We start from the raw sequence: 19,817 nt of genomic DNA, 5'->3' as shown, positions 1-19,817 counted from the left end.
GTAAGGATGCGGCAGAGCTTAGCTCTGCTGCTCTGTTTAGGCACAGCCACAGTCGCAGCTCAGGATCAAAAAGAGGTGCAGCAGGAACTGTCGCAACTCAAAGGTCAAATTCAGCAAACTGAAAAAGAACTGAAGCAACAACAAAAAGCTTTTACCAAAGCCCAGGACTTATTGAAATCAGCTGATCAATCACTGGCCAAGCTGACACGGCAAATTCGACAAAGTAATGAAGAACTGGCCAAAGTACAGCAACAACAACAGCAACTGGAATTAGAACAGCAGCAACTGCAACAAAGTTTCGAATTGCAAAAGTCCTTGCTTGCCCAGCAACTGAAAGGCGCTTTTATTACAGGTGAGCATGACTACACCAAGATGCTGCTCAACCAGCAAGACAGTAATAAGCTGGAACGGGTACTGACTTATTATCAGTATTTAAATCAAGCTCGTATGCAGCAGCTCAAAAAAATTGAACAAACTGCCGAAGCATTAAAACAAGTTGAGCTGGAGTTGCAGGATAAAGCAGAACAGCAGCAAGAACTGCAGGCCCAGTTGAAAGAACAACAGCAGGAACTGACCGAAGCAAAAACCAGTCAGTTGGCTTCAGTGAAAAAAATGAAGAGTTTTTTGACGGATCAGGAACAACAACTGGACTACCTGAAACAAAACGAACAAAGCCTGCAGAACACCTTAGGTAAATTAAAAGCTGCAGCTATTGCTGCAAAAAAACGTATCAATCTGCCAAAAACCAAAGGCAAATTACCCTGGCCTGTACAAGGCGATATTTTGCAGGGTTATGGTGAAAAACGTCTGGCTGGCGTCAGCTCTCGTGGCATATTAATAGCGGCAGCTGAAGGCTCAAAAGTAAAAGCAGTAGCAGACGGTCAGGTGATTTATGCCGACTGGTTAAAAGGTTATGGTTGGGTCATAGTGCTGGACCATGGCAATGGCGTGATGAGCTTGTATGGCCATAATCAAACTTTATTAAAAAAGCCAGGTGAAGCAGTGAACGCCAGTGAAGCAGTAGCTTTAGTCGGAGCCAGTGGTGGTCAGGCTCAGGCCGGATTGTATTTTGAGATCCGGCAAAAAGGCACAGCCATTAACCCTATTACCTGGTTACAGAAACGCGCAGGATCTTAGTGAATGAAGTATCTATTAAGCTTAGCTTTTGCGCTTTGCAGTTTGCCCTCTGTTGCCGCCAAAGTGGCTATTGTGATTGATGACATTGGTTACCATCAGATTGACTACAAGCTGCTGGAATTGCCTTATGATCTGACCTTTGCCGTGATCCCTCATACGACACACAGCAATGCAGTGGCTAAAGCTGCTTATCAGAAGCATCGTGATGTAATTTTGCATATGCCAATGGAGTCTGCACGTCGTGCCGATTTAAGTAAAAATGCGTTAAAAATCACTATGAGCCGCTCTCAAATAGAGCATAAATTACAAGCTGCTTTTGCTGATGTGCCATACGCTATAGGCGTCAACAATCATATGGGCAGTTACTTCACAGAGCAGGCTGAGGTGATGGACTGGACTTTAGGTTACATTGCCAAACGTCAGCTATTTTTCCTCGACAGTAAAACCACAGCCCGCAGTCAGGCTGGTGTGTATGCAACAAAACATCAGATGCCACTACTGACCCGTCAGGTGTTTTTGGATAACGATCGCTCTTACAAGGCTTTGGATAAACAATTTAAGCTGATGATCAAACTGGCTAAACAACATCAATATGCAATAGCTATTGGCCATCCTTACCCGGAAACTTACGCCTATCTGAAAAAGAATTTAGCCACCCTGGCAGCACAAGGTATTGAAGTGGTGAAGTTATCTGCACTGCTGCCAGCTGGTTATCAGGTGATGACGGCAGCACAAACTGCAGACCACCCTTTATCTTTACCAGAACGGGACCCAGTGCAACTTGTAGCTGTTAATGACATGGAGAATAACTCAATGAATACCCAAGCAAAAACACAGATTTCAGAACCGGTATTTGTACCAGCCATCGAAGAGCCAGCCGCTATTATTGCCATGTATAGCCAGCAATGGGAGATACCAGAGCTGCTGAATCCTTTGACGTTAGCTGCGATTACACCGGCTCCGGTTTTGATACAAAAACCCTGGAACTTGCCAGAACCAGCTAAAAAACCAGTGAAGTCTTTGCCGTTTTATCAGTTAGGAAGTAGTTTTTAGCGAAAAAGGCTGCAGATAAAAAGCAAAAAGCCCTGACATGTCAGGGCTTTCTTTTACGAAACAGAAGTATTAAGCAGCCATTGCAGCCTGTAGTTTCTTCATCGCATTTTTCTCTAACTGACGTACACGCTCAGCAGACACCTGATAGCGGTCAGCCAGCTCTTGCAACGTCAGTTTCTGATCATCTAACCAACGGGCACGGATAATGTCCTGACTGCGGTCATCCAGCGTACGAACTGCAGCTTGCAGACGATCTACTGACGCATTATCCCATTGATCTTCTTCAATACGATTGGCTAAATCTGAGCCTTTATCCTGCAGATAAAATACCGGCGCAGTGTAATTGCTTTCGTCTTCATCATCCGACGCATCAAAAGGCATATCGTGATTGCTCATACGGGATTCCATTTCCAGCACTTCGTGCACAGGAACACCTAACGAATCCGCTACGTTTTGCACTTCTTCTTTGCTGAACCAGCCTAAATGCTTTTTGGCTTTGCGCAGATTAAAGAACAACTTACGTTGTGCTTTGGTCGTTGCCACTTTGACAATACGCCAGTTTTTCAGCACAAACTCGTGAATTTCAGCTTTGATCCAGTGCACAGCAAAAGACACTAAACGTACACCCACTGTAGGGTCAAAACGTTTTACAGCTTTCATCAGGCCAATATTACCTTCCTGGATCAGGTCACTGATAGGTAAACCATAACCGGAATAACTACGGGCAATATGCACTACAAAGCGCAGGTGAGACATAATCAGCACACGGGCCGATTCTAAATCACCGTCTTGTTGTAATTTTTCAGCTAAAGAACGTTCTTCTTCTGCTGTGAGCATTGGGATAGTACTTACCGCATGAGTGTAAGCTTCTAGGCTGCCACTTCCAGCCACTGTCAGATTCATCATTTGTGAAGCCTGAGTCATGTAATTTCCCCTAATCGCTTGATTGGGTCAAATCTTAGCACTCTTTGATGGAGAGTGCTAAAAAAATTTTCTAGTTTTAAGACCCGAATTGTATAAGCCCTAATTTTTAATAATATCAATTCATATATAAAGGCTGATTTTTCTTATATGATAAATTTAGAACTTGCTGTCGTTCGTAATGAAAAAAATAAAAACAACTTAAGGCACTTCTATGTATTGTTATGTCGCCCGTCAGCCTATTTTTGATCGCCAGAAAGCCGTAACAGGCTATGAACTGTTATTCAGAGATGGGGTAGACAACTGTTTTCCTAATATTGATGCCGATGAAGCGACCTCTAAACTCATTACGCAACATCACCTTTTGCTTGGGGTCGAAAAAATCACTGGCGGTAAGCAAGCTTTTATTAACTTTTCAGCTGACACTTTAATTCACCACTTCCCTACTTCTATTGATCCTAACAGCATGGTGATCGAAATTCTCGAAACTGTGCCTATCAGTGATGAACTGCTGACGGCCTGCAAAGAGCTGCATAAAATGGGCTATCGCCTGGCATTAGACGATCATGATTTTGATGCCAAGTGGGACGTGTTTTTACCTTACGTCAGTATTATTAAAGTGGATGTGCAGATGTTTAACATACTGCAAATCAGCAAATACTTGCGTCGTATTGCCAAATACCCGGTCACTCTGTTGGCTGAAAAGGTAGAAACAGCAGATGAGTACGAACAACTGAAACAGCTGGGTTTTGATTTATATCAGGGTTACTTTTTTGCCCGCCCGGAAATGCTGAAGCATAAACAACTGGGAAGTAACAAACTGAATTTGTTGGCTTTGATCAGCGAGTCCAGCAAAGTACGGCTGGATTTTGATGGTCTGGCTGCCATAGTTGAACGTGATTTGGATATGTCGTATAAACTGCTGCGTTTTATTAACAGTGTGCAGTATGCCCGCAAACAATGTATTGGCTCGCTGAAACATGCCATGGTCTATATGGGCGAAGCTGAGCTGAAAAAGTTTATCTCCTTGCTGGCGTTGGCCAATCTGGCAGAAGGTCAATCTGATGAGCTGTTAGTGATGTCACTGATCCGCGCACGTTTCTGTGACCGATTGGCCAATATTCGCGGCGACACAGAAAATCCGCCAGCGGCTTTTTTAACAGGATTGTTTTCTTTAGTAGATGCCTTATTGGAGCAACCGCTGGAAGATCTGTTGGCACAATTGCCTTTATTACCTGAAATAAAAGCAGCACTGCTGGAAAATAAAGGGGTACTGGCCGATTACCTGACGGTTGAACGTACTTTTGAACGTGGCTTGTGGCAACAACAAACTGAACTGTCATCACGCATGGTGCCTGACACAGTGGATTTAAATCTGGTTTACTTCGAGGCTGTAGAATGGGGGCAACGCCTGTTGGTGGTGCAACAACATTAACCCCTGTGCTACAACAGCTTGTACTTCAGTTAAATACCAGTCGCTTCAATCTGGCTGATATTGCGACGCACAGCTAAAAAGGAACCAATAAAGCCTAAGGCGACAGCGACTAGTAATAAGTAACCTAACTCAGCCAGACTAAGCGGCTGCAAAGTGAAGCTGCTTTCGTACAACTGAGTCACACTGGCGATGGCTTGCTTTAACCACCACAGCAGTACTTCTTCTATTAAAAATGTCAGAATACCGCCAAAAAATCCCAGCCAGATGCCCGTATATAAAAAAGGCCGCTGGATATAACTGTTGGTGGCTCCCACCAGTTTCATTACTTCAATTTCGTCTTTTTTATTCAGGATCATCAATCGAATGGTATTACCCACCACCAGAAGCACTGCCACCATCAACAGCAAAGCCACAGCAATAGCCACCTGACGCACTAAGCTAACAATTGCATCCAGACGCTCTAACCAGCCGATATCCAGCTTCGCCAACTCAACATATCGCTCCTGCTGCAGTGCCGTCAGCAAAGCCGAAGCTGCGACACTGGAGGTATTTTTTGGACTGACCAGCATCACATGAGGTAACGGATTATCTTCGATATAACTTAACGCATCACCAAAACCGGATTCAGCAGTAAATTCAGCCAGCGCCTGACTTTTATCAATAAACTGCACATCCGCCACTTCAGGGTTGGCCTGCAGCAGGGCTATCAGTTCAGCAATTTGCGTTTCATTGGTATCCGCTTTTAAAAACAAGCTGATTTGCGCCGCCTGATCCACACTGGTGCTGACTTGTTGCAGGTTTTTCACCATTAAATGCAAAGTCACAGGTAAAGTTAAACTAACGCCAAGTACTGCCACTGTTAATAAAGACGAAGCTGGGGTCAGCCATATTTCACCTAAACTGGTCAGAGCCTGGCGAATATGATGCACCCAAAACATCACAAATCTGTTCCACAAGCTTTGCTTCACTGCAGTAGCCCCTGTCGCACGGCCCTGAAATAAAATACTCATTCGTCGGCTCCATAGGACGTTAAGCCATCGTTGATCATGCGGCCATTTTTTAAAGTCAGGGTACGGTAGCGCATCCGGGCTAATAAACTTAAATCGTGACTGGCAATCAGCACAGACACGCCAACCTGATTAAAGGCTTCAAATACGTTCATAATGTCTTTGGATAAATCAGGATCCAGATTACCTGTGGGTTCATCGGCTAACAATAAAGGAGGACGGTTAACCACAGCGCGGGCTATACCAACCCGTTGTTGCTCACCACCGGATAAAGTGTGAGGCAGGCAACGCACCTTATCCAGCAGCCCGACTTTATCCAAAGCCGCATGCACTCGTTTGGTCATGTCTTTGCCGCTGAAACCTTCAATCACCAGAGGCAAAGCCACATTGTCGAACACGCTATGGTTCATCAACAGCTTATGGTTCTGGAAAATCATACCAATATCACGGCGTACATAAGGTACCTGCCCTTTGTTCACCCGGCTTAAGTCCACACCATTGATAAAGACTTTGCCTGTGCTTGGACGCTCAATCAGGCTGATCAGTTTTAATAAGGTACTTTTACCAGCGCCTGAATGTCCTGTTAAAAAGGCCATTTCACCTTTTTCCAGATGAAAACTAACCCTGTCGAGCGCTACAAAACCACCGCTATAACTTTTTGTGACTTGCTCAAAACGCAACATAATCAGAGATCCCTGGCAAATAATGCCTTAATAAAATCTTTACTATCAAATACTCGCAAGTCATCTATGCCTTCACCCACACCAATGTAGCGGATAGGTAATTTAAACTGGTCAGCGATTGCGAATATCACACCACCTTTGGCCGTGCCATCAAGCTTGGTTAAGCTGATACCGCTAATATCTACTGCGTCTTTAAATAAGCGTGCCTGACTTAACGCATTTTGTCCTGTACCAGCGTCCAGTGTCAGCATGACTTCATGCGGCGCATTGGCATCGATTTTTTTCATCACCCGGACAATCTTTTTCAGTTCTTCCATTAAATGCGCTTTGTTTTGCAAACGACCTGCGGTATCCGCAATCAATACATCCACACCTCGGGCTTTAGCAGCCTGATAGGCATCAAAAATCACTGAAGCACTGTCGGCACCACTGTGCTGCGCTATCACTGGAATCGCATTACGTTCCCCCCAGACCTGCAACTGCTCCACAGCTGCGGCTCTGAAGGTATCACCAGCGGCTAACATCACTGACTTGCCTTGTTGCTTAAACTGCTGCGCCATTTTGCCAATAGTGGTGGTTTTACCTACACCATTCACACCAACCATCAGAATTACAAAAGGACCATCAGCGCCTTTCAGTTGCAGAGGTTGCTCAACCTCATCCAGTAGCAATGCCATTTCCTGTTGCAGCTTATCGTATAAAGCATCGGCATCTTTTAACTGTTTACGATCCGCATGTTGCACCAGCTGTTTAATCAGTTTCTGGCTGGTATCAACACCGACATCGGCCATTAACAGCTGAGTTTCTAATTCTTCGTATAAATCATCGTCAATTTTTTTACCTAAAAACAGACTGGCTAAGCCATTGCCTAAATTCTGGCTGGTTTTGGTTAAACCTTGTTTTAAGCGGGCAAAAAAACCCGGACGCTCGGCAGGCTGAGGTTGCAGAGCTGGGGCTGCGACAGGGGCCGGTACAATCTCAACTGGAGTTGAAACTGGCAGAGGAGCTTCAATCTCTGGTGCAGGGTCAGACACAATCACATCTGACACTTCTTTTGCAGGCACAACTTCAGTCTGTTGCTCCACAGTTTGTATCTGTTGCTCTACTGGAGTTTCAACAGGTGCAGCTTCTGTTTTTTTACCAAAACCAAGCCAGGAGAAGAGTTTATTTTGCTTTGTCATAAAGGTCGCTGCCAGAAGATCCGAAAACTAAGGTAAAATTGACCCATATAGTACCATCTTTAAGATGCAGGACAAAAATACTCAATGAAAACAGCAAAGGGCCGCAGTACAGTTCCGGCACATCAGGGGCCAGGTTTTGTCAGGCTGATTAGCGGTAAATGGAAAGGCCGGCGTTTACCCGTATTGGATGCAGCAGGTTTAAGACCAACCTCAGACAGAGTCAAAGAAACGCTGTTCAACTGGCTAATGCAGGATGTGGCAGGCAGCACTGTACTGGACTGTTTTGCAGGCAGTGGCAGTTTGGGCTTAGAAGCCTTATCGCGTTATGCCGATTTTGTCTTGTTGCTGGAAAAAGAAGCCAAAGCAGCCACTTTACTGAAACAACATCTAAAAAGTCTGGGCAGCGACCAGGCCGAAGTGTTGCAGACAGACACCTTGTTATGGTTACAAAAACCAGCACAGCGTCAGTTTGATCTAGTCTTTATTGATCCACCTTTCCGCCAGGATATGGCGCTGCCTTGTTGCAAAGCTTTGGCTGAACAAGGCTGGCTGAAACCTGGTGCACTGATTTATCTGGAAACAGAAAAAGAACTGGCGCTGGATCAACTGCCTGCTGACTGGCTGTTATTAAAGGAAAAGGTAGCTGGGCAATTGGCTTATCGGCTCTGGCAACAACCTTAAGCCCGAAAATAAAAAAGGCGCCATCAGGCGCCTTTTCTGTATAAAAATTCGATTAGCTTGCGCTACGGGCTTTGATCGCTTCCAGGATTGGAGAAGCAGCAAAACCATTGCTGGTTGCCCACTCTACGTCACCTGATTTAGCAACCTGGCTACCTGGTAACTGCTTGATGATGAACTCAGCTGTGTCAGCTGCATTGTGTTTGATGGCGTGACGAACTAAAGGTAAACCATCACAGGTGATACCGTCATATACATTTTTTAAACGCATACGGTTATCAGACAAAGCCTTACGCAGGTCGTTTTTGTTGTTATCTGCCACGTATGCACAGATAGACTGAACCATCTGGTCGTTTGCAGAGGCAGTTGGTGCAACAAATTGAACAGCAGCGATGGCGATTACAGCAACAAATTTAAATTTCATAACAAGCTCCGGTGTTGGCTAACACTGATCCTTGGATCAGGCTGATTGGTCTGTAAAAAACAGGCTGAAACTTCAACAACAGCATCTTTGCTGTTATTTATCAGCGAACACGAAAGGAGGAGCTTTGATACCAGCGAACTGGCGTAGATGCGTCCTACGTAATCATCAGATTACGGCAGCCCAGCCATCATAGGTTTCCCCTTAGATCTGCAGCTTTGCGTGTACTCCCTTTCGGGAGACTTGCCTTTCGAGCGCGCGCATTTTAAGCAGCGCACGCTTTTTATGCAAGAGGAATTTTAAGGCTTTTTAAGAAAGTTAAAGTATTGACTCTAAAAGGACTATTCATCCAGACAGCAAGACTTTTAGCCGTCTGAATTTTTAATTTCAGGAACAAGCTCCATACCCAGATTGCTTAATCCTTGTTCACGAACCCAGGCTTTCAGCATTTGCACTTGCTCACGCTGGAAACCATCATTTAATGGTGTCACCAGCTCGATCAATTCCGACAGGCAATCCATTTCATATTCCATCAGCTCATGATCACGTACCCACTTTTTCAATTCAGCTTCAGTGGTGATGTCGATATCTTCAGCCTGATATTCTATTAAGCGGGCAACTGAAGCCTGAGAAATTTTGGCAACGTTAACAAACTCAGTAGCATCCTGTGACAGGATGCCATTTAGCATCGAATCCAAAGCTGTCGCCGTATCAATAGCCGGATACACACCAAACATATCAAACTGGCTTTGATCTGGTGTCGCAAGCTCTAACTCATTGCATAAACGCTCAAAGTTAATTTTGACCTTCTTAACAAAAAGCCATTCCCACACCAGATTCAGAATATCGCGGCATAACTTAGTGTCGCCAAAACCTGTCACTTCACTAAACAGCTGATAATTAGGCAACATACGTTCCAGCAAAGTCGCTGCTATAGCCGCTTGCTGATAAAATCCCAGTTCACGCATATTCTGGAAGTTGTTTGCTTTTTGTTTCATGTTTAATCCGTTCTGGTCTGGCCGCTGTGGCTGCGCATCATACACAAGCACAAGCTGACAGAAAACACTGTTATTTTTGTCCAGTGTACTATCAGCAAGGCACTAATGCGAATATGATCAGAATCTTAGTCAATCCTTCTCCCACTCTGAACACAGGTGACTTTATGCTGATGACCATGACCACCCCTGCTTTGTTATTTCCGGCTATTTCTTTGCTGTTATTAGCTTATACCAACAGGTTTTTAGTACTGGCTCAGCTTATTCGTCAGTTGAATACCCGCGAAGGCGGGCAAGTCAGAGATATGGCCAAACGTCAGATTGAAAATTTGCGACAACGCATGTTTTTAATCCGCTCAATGCAACGTTGGGGTGTCATTAGTTTTGTACTTTGTACTTTGTCGATGTTTTTTCTGTTTATGCAGTGGGGTTTGGCAGGCCAGATCGCCTTTGGTGCCAGTCTGGCCAGTTTAATGCTGAGTTTGCTGGTGTCTTTATATGAAATTCAGATTTCCTGTAATGCGATAAAAATAGAGTTGGAAAGTATGGAGCAAGAGCAGGCTTAACCTGCTCGTAATACTGCCAGTTGCTGCTCTAATGCATTGCAGCTGGCCGTTGTGTCCTGCTGCTGGATGGATAAAATAATTTCTCCAACAGGTAAACCAAACTTATACAAGGTCGACTGATTCATCAGCTGTTTTGGTGTAACCAGATACAACCAGTCTTCTACTTTGACTTCTATCACACCATCCCCATCCGGAATTTGTAGCACATATTCCCAGTACAAGGTATTTCCGGCTTGCTGACCTGTTGCCTGGCCTGTCACATCTGCAGCTGAACCTGTGACCTTGCCTTCTTTGTCCACAGCCAATTGCCAAATGCGCTGCTCTACCCGGCCATCGCTAAAATGAAATAACTCAAATAAAGTTCCTTCATTACCTTGCCACTGACCACAGAGCTGGGCTTCAAAGCGCACGCTCTGTTTGCCTTGCCAGTTTTTTACCACACCATAAGCGTTGAGCGAGCCACTGAAATAATCAGGTAAATGAAAGGTAGGGGTTTGTTGTTGATAATCCTGAACCTGATGGCTGCAGCCCCACAGCAGCAGTGGCGCAACCAAAGCAATAAAACGCATAACAGAAGCTCCTCTAATGATAGATAAGATCTATACGCGAATACTCAAGCTCTGGCTCAGTCTTGCGCCAAAGTAAAACAGCAATAAAAAGTTGCGCCCTCACCTTCGACAGATTCAAAGCCAATTAAACCATTCATGCCGTGCACCAGTTCTTTCGAAATCGCAAGGCCAAGACCAGTGCCACCAATTTGTCTGGTATCTGAAGCATCTACCTGAGAAAAACGCTGAAAAATACGGTCGCGAAATTTTTCAGGTATACCAGGTCCTTGATCGATGACAGCTATGCGCACCATATGTTCGTTCAGGCTCAACTCAACCAGCACAGTGGCAGCAGCAGGTGAAAACTTAATGGCATTACTTAAAAAATTCGACAGCACCTGAATAAACCGCTTGGCATCCACTCTGATACTACAGTCTGTGATCACTGTCTGGATCCTTAAATGAATATGCCGCTCTTGTGCCATCATTTTATTGGCATCCAGAGCTTGTTGAATTAAAGGCAACACCAGCTCAGTCTTCAAATCAAACTGCATTTTACCTGCAGCTATTTTTTCTATATCCAGCAAGTCATTAATCAGCAAAGTTAAACGCTGGCAATTTTTATAAGCGATACCAATCAGACTCGTAGTTTTTTCCGGCATGTCGCCCATGGCACCACCATGCAATAAACCTAAAGCGCCGGTAATAGAGGTTAAAGGAGTGCGCAGTTCGTGACTGACTGTAGAAACAAACTCATTCTTTAACCGCTCTATCCGCTTACGATCGCTGATATCCCGCACAGTACAAATATAAATCAGCCGTCCTTGCCTGCGGATCACGGACAAGGCCATTTCCATCGCAAAGATGCTGCCATCGGCTCGCAATCCATCCAGCTCGCGGTTGCAACCTAGCTGGGGTTTAATACCAGGCGTAGGTAAATAGGCTTGTTGTTGATCCTGCAGTTGTCTGGAGGCGGGAGGTAACAAGTTAGTTGCATAGTGCCCCAAAAAGTCTTCAGCTTTACAGCGAAATAAAGTCTGAGCAGCAGGGTTCATACTGGCAATACGACCATTTTCATCAATGGTGATAATACCATCCACTACATTATTTAAAATGGTTTGAGTGTGTTGTGCATATTCCTTACTGATTTGTTCCGCATCTTTACGCTGAGCCACAGATAAGGTTTGTGCCATCACAGCAGCAATAGCGCTGACAAATGCTTCCTCGTCTGAGTGCCATTGGCGCTTGGGCCCTATATGCTCAAGACAAAGCACACCAACGACTTTACCGGCAATAATAATGCCTGCATCAAGCATTGAGCTGATACCCAAAGGCTTCAGATAGATCTCCGCAAACTCACTGGTTGCAGGATCATGAATAGCATCATTGGCGCATATCCAACCTCTTGAAGCGACAGCAGCAAAATAATTGGGGTAATCAGCCCGCCTGAGCAGCAACTGACCCAGTTGTTGTTCACCTTCGCTTTGATGCAACGCCAGACAAAACATTTCATCACCATACTCAGACAACATCCAGACACTGACTCTGCTGCAAACTATGGCTAAAGATGTTGCACGCACTAAGTTTTTGGCAAAAGCCAGACCATCGCCTGATGCAACCGCATCGTCTACCACCAACTGAGCTAAGGTGCTGCGCTGGCGGGCAGTGCGGCTCTGACTTTCTTTTTCTTCTGACTCCGACTTTTTCCTGCTGCTGATATCGAGGAAGATCACCACAAAACCTGTGAGCTGGCCTTGTTCACCAAAAACTGCATCACATTCCAGGCTAAGCCAGCAGGTTTGCCCCGAAGCGCTGGACCAGAATAATTCTTCGGAGTAGCCTGAACCTGCAGTGATCGCCTGATGGATCCGTTGTAATGATGTGGCTTCTGTTTTTTGTTGCGCTAATACCTGCGTGATAGTTTTGCCATTTAAATAGCTGCCTTTACAGCCAGACAGGCGTTCGAAAGCCGGATTCACCCATTCAATATAACCCTGAGAGTCTGTGACTATCACACCGTTACTGGTTCGGCTAACCACCAGTGATAAACGATCTAAAGAGGCTGTGCCCTGCTCTACTTTCTGTTCCAACTGCACAAAAGCATCACTGAGCCTGGTCGCCATCACGTCAAAGGAATGGATCAACCCATTGAGTTCAAATACCGGGGTTTGATACAAATTAATATCTGCTCTGTCACCACTGGCTAACTGATCCGCACGCCGATGCAAGGCTTCGATAGGTTGCACCAGCTTACGGCTTAAAACAAAAATCAACAAAGCCCCCACTATCACCGCCAGCAGAATTAGCCATAATGCCTGCAAGGAGTTTTCATCAACAAAACTCATTAATTGTTGCTGCGGTATCACTACCATGATGCGCAGTGTTAACCCAAGCGGGTCATTAAACTCTGTAACGTTCAGCAGATAGTGCTGACCCGCGTGTTCAAACTGCAGCTGTCCTTTTGATTCACCTTGCTTATCCAACACAAGTGCGGCGCTTTGCAGCAATGAATCTTCACTTTCACTGGCCAGCAGTTGATGAACCACTGCCCCCTGATCGGATAATAAAGCAGCCTTTGTCGAGGAGGCTATCAAGTAACCTTTAGGATCCGTGATAAAAATCAGCCCCTGCTGCTCCACTGACTGAGCCTGCAAATACAGCTCCAGATGACGTAAACTGATATCGGCAGCAACAACAGCATGCAACTGGCCACTTTTGCTATAGACCGGAGCCGACAGTCCAACCCCAAGGCCATCATAAGACTGGTATTTATAGATCGGATACCAGGCCGGTTTGCCTTGCGTCAGCGCATGCTGAAACCAGCTACGGGTTCTGACATCATAAGGCAACCCCTGCTCGAGCGCTGCTCCTGGTAGTCCCGACTCTTGCAAGGTATACCGCACCCGGATTAACTCCTGCTGCTGCATCGAACTTATTACCGTAAGCAGACCATTCGCAGCATCCCGGTTGACACCAAGATAACGACCGTTGGCAAAACCGACTGAAGCGTAAGTTAAATAAGGCGCAGTACGGATTTGTACTGCCATAAAGCGGGCTACATCCTGCTCTGATTGCAAATCCAACATGCCACTGTCGATGGACTGCAAGGCTGAATCCAGCACAGTTTTTGGCACTTCCAGCAAATACTGTAAATGGGAGTTAATACGAAGACTAATTTGGTCGGCCAATTTCTGACCATAATGCAAAGCGGCTTGCTGACCATTGAGATAAGAAATCAAACTGACCAGACCCGCAGTGAAGATAAATAACAACAACACAGGCACTGTAAAAAAGAGCCGCAGGGACATTCCTTTGTATGAAGGGCGCTTTAACCGCATAGAAGCAAAAAACTCCGGCTCTGATGTTATAGACAATTCCAGTATAGCGGCAATATTTGGAACTACTGCAAGTTAAATCAGCTACTTATCCATATTTATCTGCAACTTAATAGGTGCCGCGCAACACTAGTGGATCAAGCCTAGTTCCAAAGCCAATAACACTGCACGGGTTCGGTCACGTACGCCTAACTTAGCCAAAATACTGGAGATCTGATTTTTTATCGTCCCCTCAGATTTATAAAGCGCACTGGCTATTTCTTTATTGGCATAACCAGACGCCATCAACTGCAGAATTTGCAGCTCTTTGTCAGATAACTCTTCAATAACAGCTGGACGGGGAAAATTACTGACCGGGCTCAGGCCTGATAATAAACGCTCTGTAATAGTGCTTTGAAAGCAGGTGCCGCCTTGCTGAAGCGTCTGAATGGCCGACACCAAGCTGTCCAGCGACACGTCTTTGAGCAAATAACCTTTGGCACCCAGCTGGATACTTTTTAACACCAGATCATGTTCTTCAAAAGTAGTCAAAATCAGCACTGGGGTTTTCAGTTGCTGCTGCTTTAACAACTCCAGTGTGGTTATGCCATCGACTTTGGGCATAGATAAATCCAATAAAACGACGTCCGGCTTATGCAGCTGCACCAAGTCCACCACAGTAGAACCATCCGGAGCTTCGGCCACTACATCTACCTGACCAGATAGCTGTAATAAACTTTTAATGCCCTGACGGATCAGCATTTGATCATCAACCAACAATACCCGTAACGTCATAACTGCAATCCTGAAGGTAAAGTCACCTGCAAATTAAAGTGGTTGTCTTTGATGTGCCACACCAAAGTCCCGGCACAAGAAGCCACCCGCTCTTTCATGCCAGTCAAACCGTTACCGGGTTTCCAGCCTTGAGCTACTGTGCCGTTATCATCAATAGTCAGCAGCAAAAAGCCATCTACAGGTTTCACAGATAAATAAAATTCAGTAGCCTGACTATGCCTTAAGGTATTGGTTAAGGCTTCCTGCACAATCAATAAGAGTTGCTGCGCTACTTTCACATCAGCAAGCTCTGCATCCTGTGGACAATCCCATTGTACTTTCACACCTGGGACTGCCGTCAGGAGCTTCTCCAACGCCTGATAAATGGAAAACTGCTGATGTTCACGCAACGCGCTGACAGATTCACGGACATCGGATAACAGCAGTTTGGCGATCTGATGGCATTGATCCACTTTGGCTTTCGCTTCACCTTCAGTTAAATGTCCTGCTACCTGCAAATTAATAGTTAAAGCTGTTAAGTGATGACCTAATACATCATGTAAATCACGGGCTATACGGCTGCGCTCCTGTTGTTGGGATGCGATCATCAACAAATCCTGAGTCGCCAACAATTGCTGATGAGTTTGCTGCAACTCTTGTTTGGCTCGCTGTTCAGAACGGGCCTGATTTTTCATCAGCAAAGCAAAAAAATGAAAGCTACTGAATAATAGTCCGGTGATCCACATCGAACGCTGTTCCAAAGCAGAATCTACTCCATACCAAAGCCCAAGCAGGGCAGTAGTAATAAACACAGCAATTCGCATCGACACCAGATAGGGTAAAACTGACACCCAGATAATACTCAGGATCGCCAGGAAATCCCAAGGCAGTATCCAGTTCAACGCCAGAGCAGACAAAAGTTGCAGGATGTAACAGATAAACGCAAAGCGGGGTAAAGGCCCATTACGTTCATCACTGCGGGTCACTATATAAAAACCAGCGCCGTTCAGCAGAAACAAAGGCACAACCCAGGGCCACAAGCTCCAGAGCTGCTCGTGGGGCCAACTCAGGTATAACGCCAGAGCAAACACCAAAAACCAGGTCAGTAACCCAGCCAGAACATCCCATGCTATTGAATACTTTAATTTCATTGCGGTTTTACTGACCCTTTGCTGCGTTACTTTGCAGTATGCCTTATTTAGAGGCAGGCTCAATAGGCCAAAAGTCACAGTCAAAAATCCTTACTTATGGCACCTGTAAAAGCACAGCTGAAGTTTTAGTCTGACATCATCTGCTAAAGGGAGAATGATGATGTTGATGTTCCATAGTCTGTTATTAAAACTACATATTGTATTGGGTGTAATTGCACTCTTGCTGTTCTGGTTACCCATGTTAAGCCGTAAAGGCAGCTCATTGCATCGCAGCTCTGGCCGTTATTATGGTCATATCATGAAGGCTGTGGCTTTCAGTGGTTTGGTGATGACCAGTATGGTCTGGTTTGATCCTGTGGGAATTAAAGGTGCCGCTCTGCTGGTAGATGGCCAGATCTCAGAGCGAAAACTGGCTTTTTTTAACATGCTTAATCTGTTTTTGTTTTTACTCAGCCTGCTGACCTGGGTCACCATACGTCATGCAACTGGCAGTCTTTTATGTAAACAAAACCGCGAGCCGCTGAAACACTGGAGTTATCAGGCTCCGGTCTGGTTGCTTGTGATCGTGGCTCCCTATGCAGCCTGGCAAGGTTTTCTGTTTAATATGCCGCTGGTGATGGTGTTTGCAGGTATTTCGCTAGTGACCAGCTTTAGCATTCTGGCCTACCTGCATACCAAAAATGTCACAGCCAACCGCTGGTTAATAGAACATGCCTCCGCCATGATTGGTTCGGGTATTGCCGCTTACACCGCATTTTTTGCCTTTGGTGGCCGTGCTTTATTTGCCGAGTTATTAACAGGCCACTGGATGATGTTGCCCTGGCTGATCCCAAGCATGATAGGCTTGCCAGCTACTATCTGGTTTAAACGCCGCTTATCACAGCCTTTAAGAAGCTCAGCTTCTTAACCTGAAAAAACCAGGGAGAATTTATTCATAAATTCTCCTTTATATTTATACACTTAAAAACTCTTCAAAAATATTCCTGCTTTTTTGTCAAATCAGGCAAACTATTTTCAGACCTGATACGACTTATCATCAATACAACTTCAAAATAGATCAAAAGTGTTTAAACGCAGCGACGAGAGCTTAATAGAAAAAGCCATAGGCGGCGATGCCAAAGCCTGGCAGCAATTGGTGTCGAGATATCAGGCGCCCCTGTATTATTTTGGCCTGCGTTTATTGGGTTCCCCCGACGACGCCCGCGATTTATTGCAGGATGTATTGATGGTGCTTTGCCGGAACCTGGCGCAGTACCGTGGTGACAGCTCGTTTAAAAGCTGGTTGTTTGGCATCGCCAACTACAGAGCCATGGATATGCTCCGTAAGCGTAAAGCCACCACAGAGTTTACTGAGGATCATGATTTTTATGATGATGAAGCACCAAGTTTTGAACAGCAACTGTATGGCCAGCATACACAGCGGCTAGTGCAACAACAGTTACGATCCTTGCCGCCCGAGCAACGACTCGTCGTGGAATTGCGGTTTTACCAGCAATTTACTTTTGATGAAATTGCCGATCAGCTCGCGCTGTCGAGCAATACCATCAAATCCAGATTTTATGCGGCCTTAGATAAACTGCGTACGCAGTTGGAGTTAACAGATGTCGAACAGTCAGCAAATTTTTGAAGCCTGGCTGGCCGGAAAAATTACGGCCAGCGAATGCGAACAGCAACTGGGCCAGAACAGCGTCCAAAAAGATGATCCGAATGGTGAATGGTATAGCCGTTTCCAGACAGCGCAGATGATTCAGCGTCAGGCTAAAGCACCGTTTTTTGCACCAGTGCCGGAAATCGACACCATGTCGATCTTTGCACAGCAATGGCAGCGCCCGGCTAAAAGCAGCAATTGGTGGCCCAAACTAAGTGTGGCCTTTTCAGTACTGGCTTTAGTGGTCAGCTTGTCACCGCTGGAAATGCAAATGCAGGACGGTGGCCTGACATTAAGCTGGCGTGGCGGACAACAAATGCAGCAACAACAGCTGGAAACCTTGCTCGCAAGCTATCGCAAAGAGCAGCAGGATTATGTCCAGACCCAGTTACAGAGCACCCAACAGCAGCAGGCTTCACAGCTGATTTTGCTGAAGGATTATTTAACCGAACAACAAACGAAAGAAAGACGCACCGACATGCTGGAACTGGTGGAATACCTGAATCAGCAACGTCAGTCTGACTGGCACTACTGGCAGGAAAATTACCAGCCAAGCCAGGCCAGATTGGATACCAGTGCTGTCTATAACCCGGATCAACAACGTAGTGGAGTAAGAAAACCATGAAGATGTTCAGCAAAGTCTCCTTGTTGGCAGGCCTTATTATCGCAAGCAACAGTTTTGCAGCCACAGAAGTGAACGCTAAACTCGGACAAAACCTGAAAATTATGCAGGATATACTGCAAAGCTCCTTAGGCGGCGAAGAACATTCCAGCATAGGCCGCATTCAGCACAGCTATCTGTTTGGGCAAGGGGTAGCCTTTCGGGTTGACAGTAACAGTGGTTGGTTACGGCATTTTGTAATGCCACCTATGCCTCCGATGCCAGCTATGGCTCCGGCTGCACCAGGTTCAGCGGTTGCGGTTGCAGCTAACGTGGCAAACTCCATCAGTATTTCGGAAAACGGCAATAGCTTTAGTTTTAGCTTTGATGAAGAAGCTATGGAAGAAATGGCTGAAGCCGCCGAAGCTATGGCAGAACAACAGCAGGATCAAAGTGAAAAACTGCGGGATCTGCGGGAAGAGCGCCGTGATATAGAACGTGATTTACGGGATTACGAGCGGGAAAAACGTGATATCGAGTTCTCAGCCAAAGTCAGTAAGCTGGATTCAGATCAGCAAAAGAAGCTGACCGAAATTAACCAAAAGTCAGAGCAACTGAAAACTCAGCTGGCCCAGTTGCAAAAGAACCTGACGGAGCAAGAGCAGGAATACAATAAAAAGCGCGCCGAACAACAAAAGCTGGCCGCTCAGCGCCAAACTGAGCTAGTCGCTAAAGTGGGTCAGGTATTTAGTAATACTTTGTGTGATTACGGTGCAAGTTTACGGGATTTAAAAGAGCAGGAGTTTGTGTCTTTTCAACTGAGCTTATCAGGCCGTGACAATGCCAAAGATCACTACTGGGTGGTGAAAAAATCTGATATCAACCAGTGTGTTACAGGAAAAATTGATGCGATGGCTTTATTGAAAAAAGCCAGCTACTACCAGTATTAACATCTCCCCTTTCAAGACAACACAGAGCCTCGCTGCTGTGTTGTCTTGACAGCAGTTCAGCTTCTGGCGTACAAAGCCGCAATTTCATGATGAAACAGAGCGGAATAGCTGTTATGTCCTATCAATGGCCCACCTTAACAGACTGGCTGGAACAAATAGCCGGCCCTTTTTACCAGCATGGCTATGTGGTGGTAGAGCAGGCTATTCCGGCCGATTTATGTTGGCAGTTGTATCAGGACGTGCAACACCAACCTCTGAGCGCAGCTGGTGTTGGACGTCAGGGGCAGCACCAGCTTAATCAGCAAGTACGACGAGATCATACGGCGTGGCTAAGCACTGATAACCCTGTTCATCAGCAGTACTTGCAACAGATGGCGTTGCTGCAACAGGATATGAACCAACGCTGCTTTTTAGGTTTAATAGATTTTGAAGCGCATTACGCCCGCTACCAGCAAGGCGACTTTTATCAGAAACATCTGGATGCTTTTGTTGGTCGTTCGAACCGCGTGTTATCCAGTGTTTGTTATCTGAATACGGTAGAGCAAGGCGGCGAGCTGGTGCTCTATGACGAACAGGAACAACTGTTAACTAAAGTACAGCCAAAAGCTGGCACCCTGGTGATTTTTGAAAGCTGTCGTTTTCCGCATGAAGTGTTACCAGCAGCACAAACCCGCTACAGCATTGCTGGCTGGTTTCGACATAACAGCAGCATTCAGGGTAGAGTTGATCCGTCAGAGTAAAAAGCATAAAACAC

At 45.6% G+C, this 19,817-nt stretch carries 20 protein-coding genes and 1 riboswitch; of the genes, 10 read left to right on the top strand and 10 right to left on the bottom strand.

The window, feature by feature from the left end; translation table 11 throughout:
• Positions 1–6 precede the first annotated feature (6 nt).
• Positions 7–1,137, top strand: a complete 1,131-nt coding sequence (locus LSG34_RS04480; protein WP_233007622.1) for a murein hydrolase activator EnvC family protein — start codon at positions 7–9, stop codon at positions 1,135–1,137.
• Between the two features lie 3 nt (positions 1,138–1,140).
• Positions 1,141–2,190 (top strand): divergent polysaccharide deacetylase family protein, encoded by a 1,050-nt coding sequence (locus LSG34_RS04475; RefSeq protein ID WP_233007621.1) that lies wholly within the window; start codon positions 1,141–1,143, stop codon positions 2,188–2,190.
• 69 nt (positions 2,191–2,259) lie between these two features.
• Here LSG34_RS04475 and rpoH read toward each other — a convergent pair whose 3' ends face one another.
• Positions 2,260–3,114 carry an RNA polymerase sigma factor RpoH gene (rpoH, locus tag LSG34_RS04470; RefSeq protein WP_233007620.1) on the bottom strand — a complete coding sequence of 285 codons (855 nt, stop codon included), beginning with the start codon at positions 3,112–3,114 and terminating at the stop codon, positions 2,260–2,262.
• Between the two features lie 211 nt (positions 3,115–3,325).
• Between rpoH and LSG34_RS04465 the strand changes: the two genes are divergently transcribed.
• Positions 3,326–4,546 (top strand): EAL and HDOD domain-containing protein, encoded by a 1,221-nt coding sequence (locus LSG34_RS04465; protein ID WP_233007619.1) that lies wholly within the window; start codon positions 3,326–3,328, stop codon positions 4,544–4,546.
• A gap of 29 nt (positions 4,547–4,575) precedes the next feature.
• Here the strand turns inward: LSG34_RS04465 and ftsX are convergent, their stop codons facing one another.
• The 3 genes from ftsX to ftsY are packed head-to-tail and all read right to left on the bottom strand — an operon-like array spanning position 4,576 to position 7,417.
• Positions 4,576–5,556 (bottom strand): permease-like cell division protein FtsX, encoded by a 981-nt coding sequence (gene ftsX / locus LSG34_RS04460; RefSeq protein WP_233007618.1) that lies wholly within the window; start codon positions 5,554–5,556, stop codon positions 4,576–4,578.
• The gene (ftsE, locus tag LSG34_RS04455; protein WP_127020082.1) at positions 5,553–6,236 is read right to left on the bottom strand and encodes a cell division ATP-binding protein FtsE; all 684 of its coding nucleotides are present in this window, start codon (positions 6,234–6,236) and stop codon (positions 5,553–5,555) included. The genes ftsX and ftsE overlap by 4 nt, the downstream gene beginning before the upstream one ends.
• Positions 6,237–6,238: 2 nt before the next feature.
• Positions 6,239–7,417 (bottom strand): signal recognition particle-docking protein FtsY, encoded by a 1,179-nt coding sequence (ftsY, locus tag LSG34_RS04450; protein ID WP_233007617.1) that lies wholly within the window; start codon positions 7,415–7,417, stop codon positions 6,239–6,241.
• Between the two features lie 84 nt (positions 7,418–7,501).
• On the opposite strand from ftsY, the gene rsmD reads away from it, so the two are divergent.
• On the top strand, positions 7,502–8,098 hold the full coding sequence (gene rsmD / locus LSG34_RS04445; protein WP_233007616.1) for a 16S rRNA (guanine(966)-N(2))-methyltransferase RsmD: 597 nt from the start codon (positions 7,502–7,504) through the stop codon (positions 8,096–8,098).
• Positions 8,099–8,150: 52 nt separating this feature from the next.
• On the opposite strand, the gene LSG34_RS04440 is transcribed toward rsmD, so the two are convergent.
• On the bottom strand, positions 8,151–8,519 hold the full coding sequence (locus LSG34_RS04440) for a DUF3718 domain-containing protein (protein WP_233007615.1): 369 nt from the start codon (positions 8,517–8,519) through the stop codon (positions 8,151–8,153).
• 171 nt (positions 8,520–8,690) lie between these two features.
• Positions 8,691–8,774: riboswitch (cyclic di-GMP riboswitch) on the bottom strand.
• Between the two features lie 107 nt (positions 8,775–8,881).
• Positions 8,882–9,514, bottom strand: a complete 633-nt coding sequence (locus LSG34_RS04435; RefSeq protein WP_233007614.1) for a YjaG family protein — start codon at positions 9,512–9,514, stop codon at positions 8,882–8,884.
• Between the two features lie 113 nt (positions 9,515–9,627).
• On the opposite strand from LSG34_RS04435, the gene LSG34_RS04430 reads away from it, so the two are divergent.
• Positions 9,628–10,077, top strand: a complete 450-nt coding sequence (locus LSG34_RS04430; RefSeq protein ID WP_233007613.1) for a DUF2721 domain-containing protein — start codon at positions 9,628–9,630, stop codon at positions 10,075–10,077.
• On the opposite strand, the gene LSG34_RS04425 is transcribed toward LSG34_RS04430, so the two are convergent.
• The 4 genes from LSG34_RS04425 to LSG34_RS04410 all read right to left on the bottom strand — a co-directional run bounded on the left by LSG34_RS04425 (position 10,074) and on the right by LSG34_RS04410 (position 15,864).
• Entirely contained in the window at positions 10,074–10,646 is a 573-nt protein-coding gene (locus tag LSG34_RS04425) for a DUF3833 domain-containing protein (RefSeq protein WP_233007612.1), read from the bottom strand. The genes LSG34_RS04430 and LSG34_RS04425 overlap by 4 nt on opposite strands.
• Before the next feature lie 56 nt (positions 10,647–10,702).
• On the bottom strand, positions 10,703–13,963 hold the full coding sequence (locus LSG34_RS04420) for a PAS domain S-box protein (RefSeq protein WP_233007611.1): 3,261 nt from the start codon (positions 13,961–13,963) through the stop codon (positions 10,703–10,705).
• Between the two features lie 126 nt (positions 13,964–14,089).
• The gene (locus LSG34_RS04415; RefSeq protein ID WP_233007610.1) at positions 14,090–14,734 is read right to left on the bottom strand and encodes a response regulator transcription factor; all 645 of its coding nucleotides are present in this window, start codon (positions 14,732–14,734) and stop codon (positions 14,090–14,092) included.
• Complete coding sequence (locus LSG34_RS04410; protein WP_233007609.1) at positions 14,731–15,864, bottom strand: sensor histidine kinase; 1,134 nt, start codon at positions 15,862–15,864, stop codon at positions 14,731–14,733. Before LSG34_RS04410 ends, LSG34_RS04415 begins: the two co-directional genes overlap by 4 nt.
• Positions 15,865–16,024: 160 nt before the next feature.
• On the opposite strand from LSG34_RS04410, the gene LSG34_RS04405 reads away from it, so the two are divergent.
• From LSG34_RS04405 to LSG34_RS04385, 5 genes are all read left to right on the top strand, one after another.
• Positions 16,025–16,771 carry a DUF2306 domain-containing protein gene (locus tag LSG34_RS04405; RefSeq protein ID WP_233007608.1) on the top strand — a complete coding sequence of 249 codons (747 nt, stop codon included), beginning with the start codon at positions 16,025–16,027 and terminating at the stop codon, positions 16,769–16,771.
• A 156-nt stretch (positions 16,772–16,927) separates the two neighbouring features.
• Positions 16,928–17,491, top strand: a complete 564-nt coding sequence (locus tag LSG34_RS04400; protein WP_233007607.1) for an RNA polymerase sigma factor — start codon at positions 16,928–16,930, stop codon at positions 17,489–17,491.
• The gene (locus tag LSG34_RS04395; protein WP_233007606.1) at positions 17,466–18,137 is read left to right on the top strand and encodes a hypothetical protein; all 672 of its coding nucleotides are present in this window, start codon (positions 17,466–17,468) and stop codon (positions 18,135–18,137) included. Before LSG34_RS04400 ends, LSG34_RS04395 begins: the two co-directional genes overlap by 26 nt.
• Entirely contained in the window at positions 18,134–19,063 is a 930-nt protein-coding gene (locus LSG34_RS04390; RefSeq protein ID WP_233007605.1) for a hypothetical protein, read from the top strand. The genes LSG34_RS04395 and LSG34_RS04390 overlap by 4 nt, the downstream gene beginning before the upstream one ends.
• Before the next feature lie 113 nt (positions 19,064–19,176).
• On the top strand, positions 19,177–19,803 hold the full coding sequence (locus tag LSG34_RS04385) for a 2OG-Fe(II) oxygenase (RefSeq protein WP_233007604.1): 627 nt from the start codon (positions 19,177–19,179) through the stop codon (positions 19,801–19,803).
• The last annotated feature ends 14 nt before the right edge of the window (positions 19,804–19,817 follow it).

This window comes from Rheinheimera faecalis, assembly GCF_021290965.1.
GTDB classification, from domain to species: Bacteria; Pseudomonadota; Gammaproteobacteria; order Enterobacterales; family Alteromonadaceae; genus Pararheinheimera; species Pararheinheimera faecalis.
Note: the sequence above shows the minus strand (reverse complement) of the source record. Positions and strands in the feature narration are given on the sequence as shown.

Excerpts from the sequence above, each read along its gene's own strand:
- ftsY (WP_233007617.1), bottom strand. The coding sequence starts at position 7,417 with ATGACAAAGCAAAATAAACTCTTCTCCTGGCTTGGTTTTGGTAAAAAA.
- LSG34_RS04410 (WP_233007609.1), bottom strand. The coding sequence starts at position 15,864 with ATGAAATTAAAGTATTCAATAGCATGGGATGTTCTGGCTGGGTTACTG.
- LSG34_RS04465 (WP_233007619.1), top strand. The coding sequence starts at position 3,326 with ATGTATTGTTATGTCGCCCGTCAGCCTATTTTTGATCGCCAGAAAGCC.
- LSG34_RS04420 (WP_233007611.1), bottom strand. The coding sequence starts at position 13,963 with ATGCGGTTAAAGCGCCCTTCATACAAAGGAATGTCCCTGCGGCTCTTT.
- LSG34_RS04395 (WP_233007606.1), top strand. The coding sequence starts at position 17,466 with ATGTCGAACAGTCAGCAAATTTTTGAAGCCTGGCTGGCCGGAAAAATT.
- LSG34_RS04415 (WP_233007610.1), bottom strand. The coding sequence starts at position 14,734 with ATGACGTTACGGGTATTGTTGGTTGATGATCAAATGCTGATCCGTCAG.
- LSG34_RS04405 (WP_233007608.1), top strand. The coding sequence starts at position 16,025 with ATGTTGATGTTCCATAGTCTGTTATTAAAACTACATATTGTATTGGGT.
- ftsX (WP_233007618.1), bottom strand. The coding sequence starts at position 5,556 with ATGAGTATTTTATTTCAGGGCCGTGCGACAGGGGCTACTGCAGTGAAG.
- rsmD (WP_233007616.1), top strand. The coding sequence starts at position 7,502 with ATGAAAACAGCAAAGGGCCGCAGTACAGTTCCGGCACATCAGGGGCCA.
- ftsE (WP_127020082.1), bottom strand. The coding sequence starts at position 6,236 with ATGTTGCGTTTTGAGCAAGTCACAAAAAGTTATAGCGGTGGTTTTGTA.
- LSG34_RS04430 (WP_233007613.1), top strand. The coding sequence starts at position 9,628 with ATGATCAGAATCTTAGTCAATCCTTCTCCCACTCTGAACACAGGTGAC.
- LSG34_RS04440 (WP_233007615.1), bottom strand. The coding sequence starts at position 8,519 with ATGAAATTTAAATTTGTTGCTGTAATCGCCATCGCTGCTGTTCAATTT.
- LSG34_RS04475 (WP_233007621.1), top strand. The coding sequence starts at position 1,141 with ATGAAGTATCTATTAAGCTTAGCTTTTGCGCTTTGCAGTTTGCCCTCT.
- LSG34_RS04390 (WP_233007605.1), top strand. The coding sequence starts at position 18,134 with ATGAAGATGTTCAGCAAAGTCTCCTTGTTGGCAGGCCTTATTATCGCA.
- LSG34_RS04425 (WP_233007612.1), bottom strand. The coding sequence starts at position 10,646 with ATGCGTTTTATTGCTTTGGTTGCGCCACTGCTGCTGTGGGGCTGCAGC.
- LSG34_RS04435 (WP_233007614.1), bottom strand. The coding sequence starts at position 9,514 with ATGAAACAAAAAGCAAACAACTTCCAGAATATGCGTGAACTGGGATTT.
- LSG34_RS04385 (WP_233007604.1), top strand. The coding sequence starts at position 19,177 with ATGTCCTATCAATGGCCCACCTTAACAGACTGGCTGGAACAAATAGCC.
- rpoH (WP_233007620.1), bottom strand. The coding sequence starts at position 3,114 with ATGACTCAGGCTTCACAAATGATGAATCTGACAGTGGCTGGAAGTGGC.
- LSG34_RS04480 (WP_233007622.1), top strand. The coding sequence starts at position 7 with ATGCGGCAGAGCTTAGCTCTGCTGCTCTGTTTAGGCACAGCCACAGTC.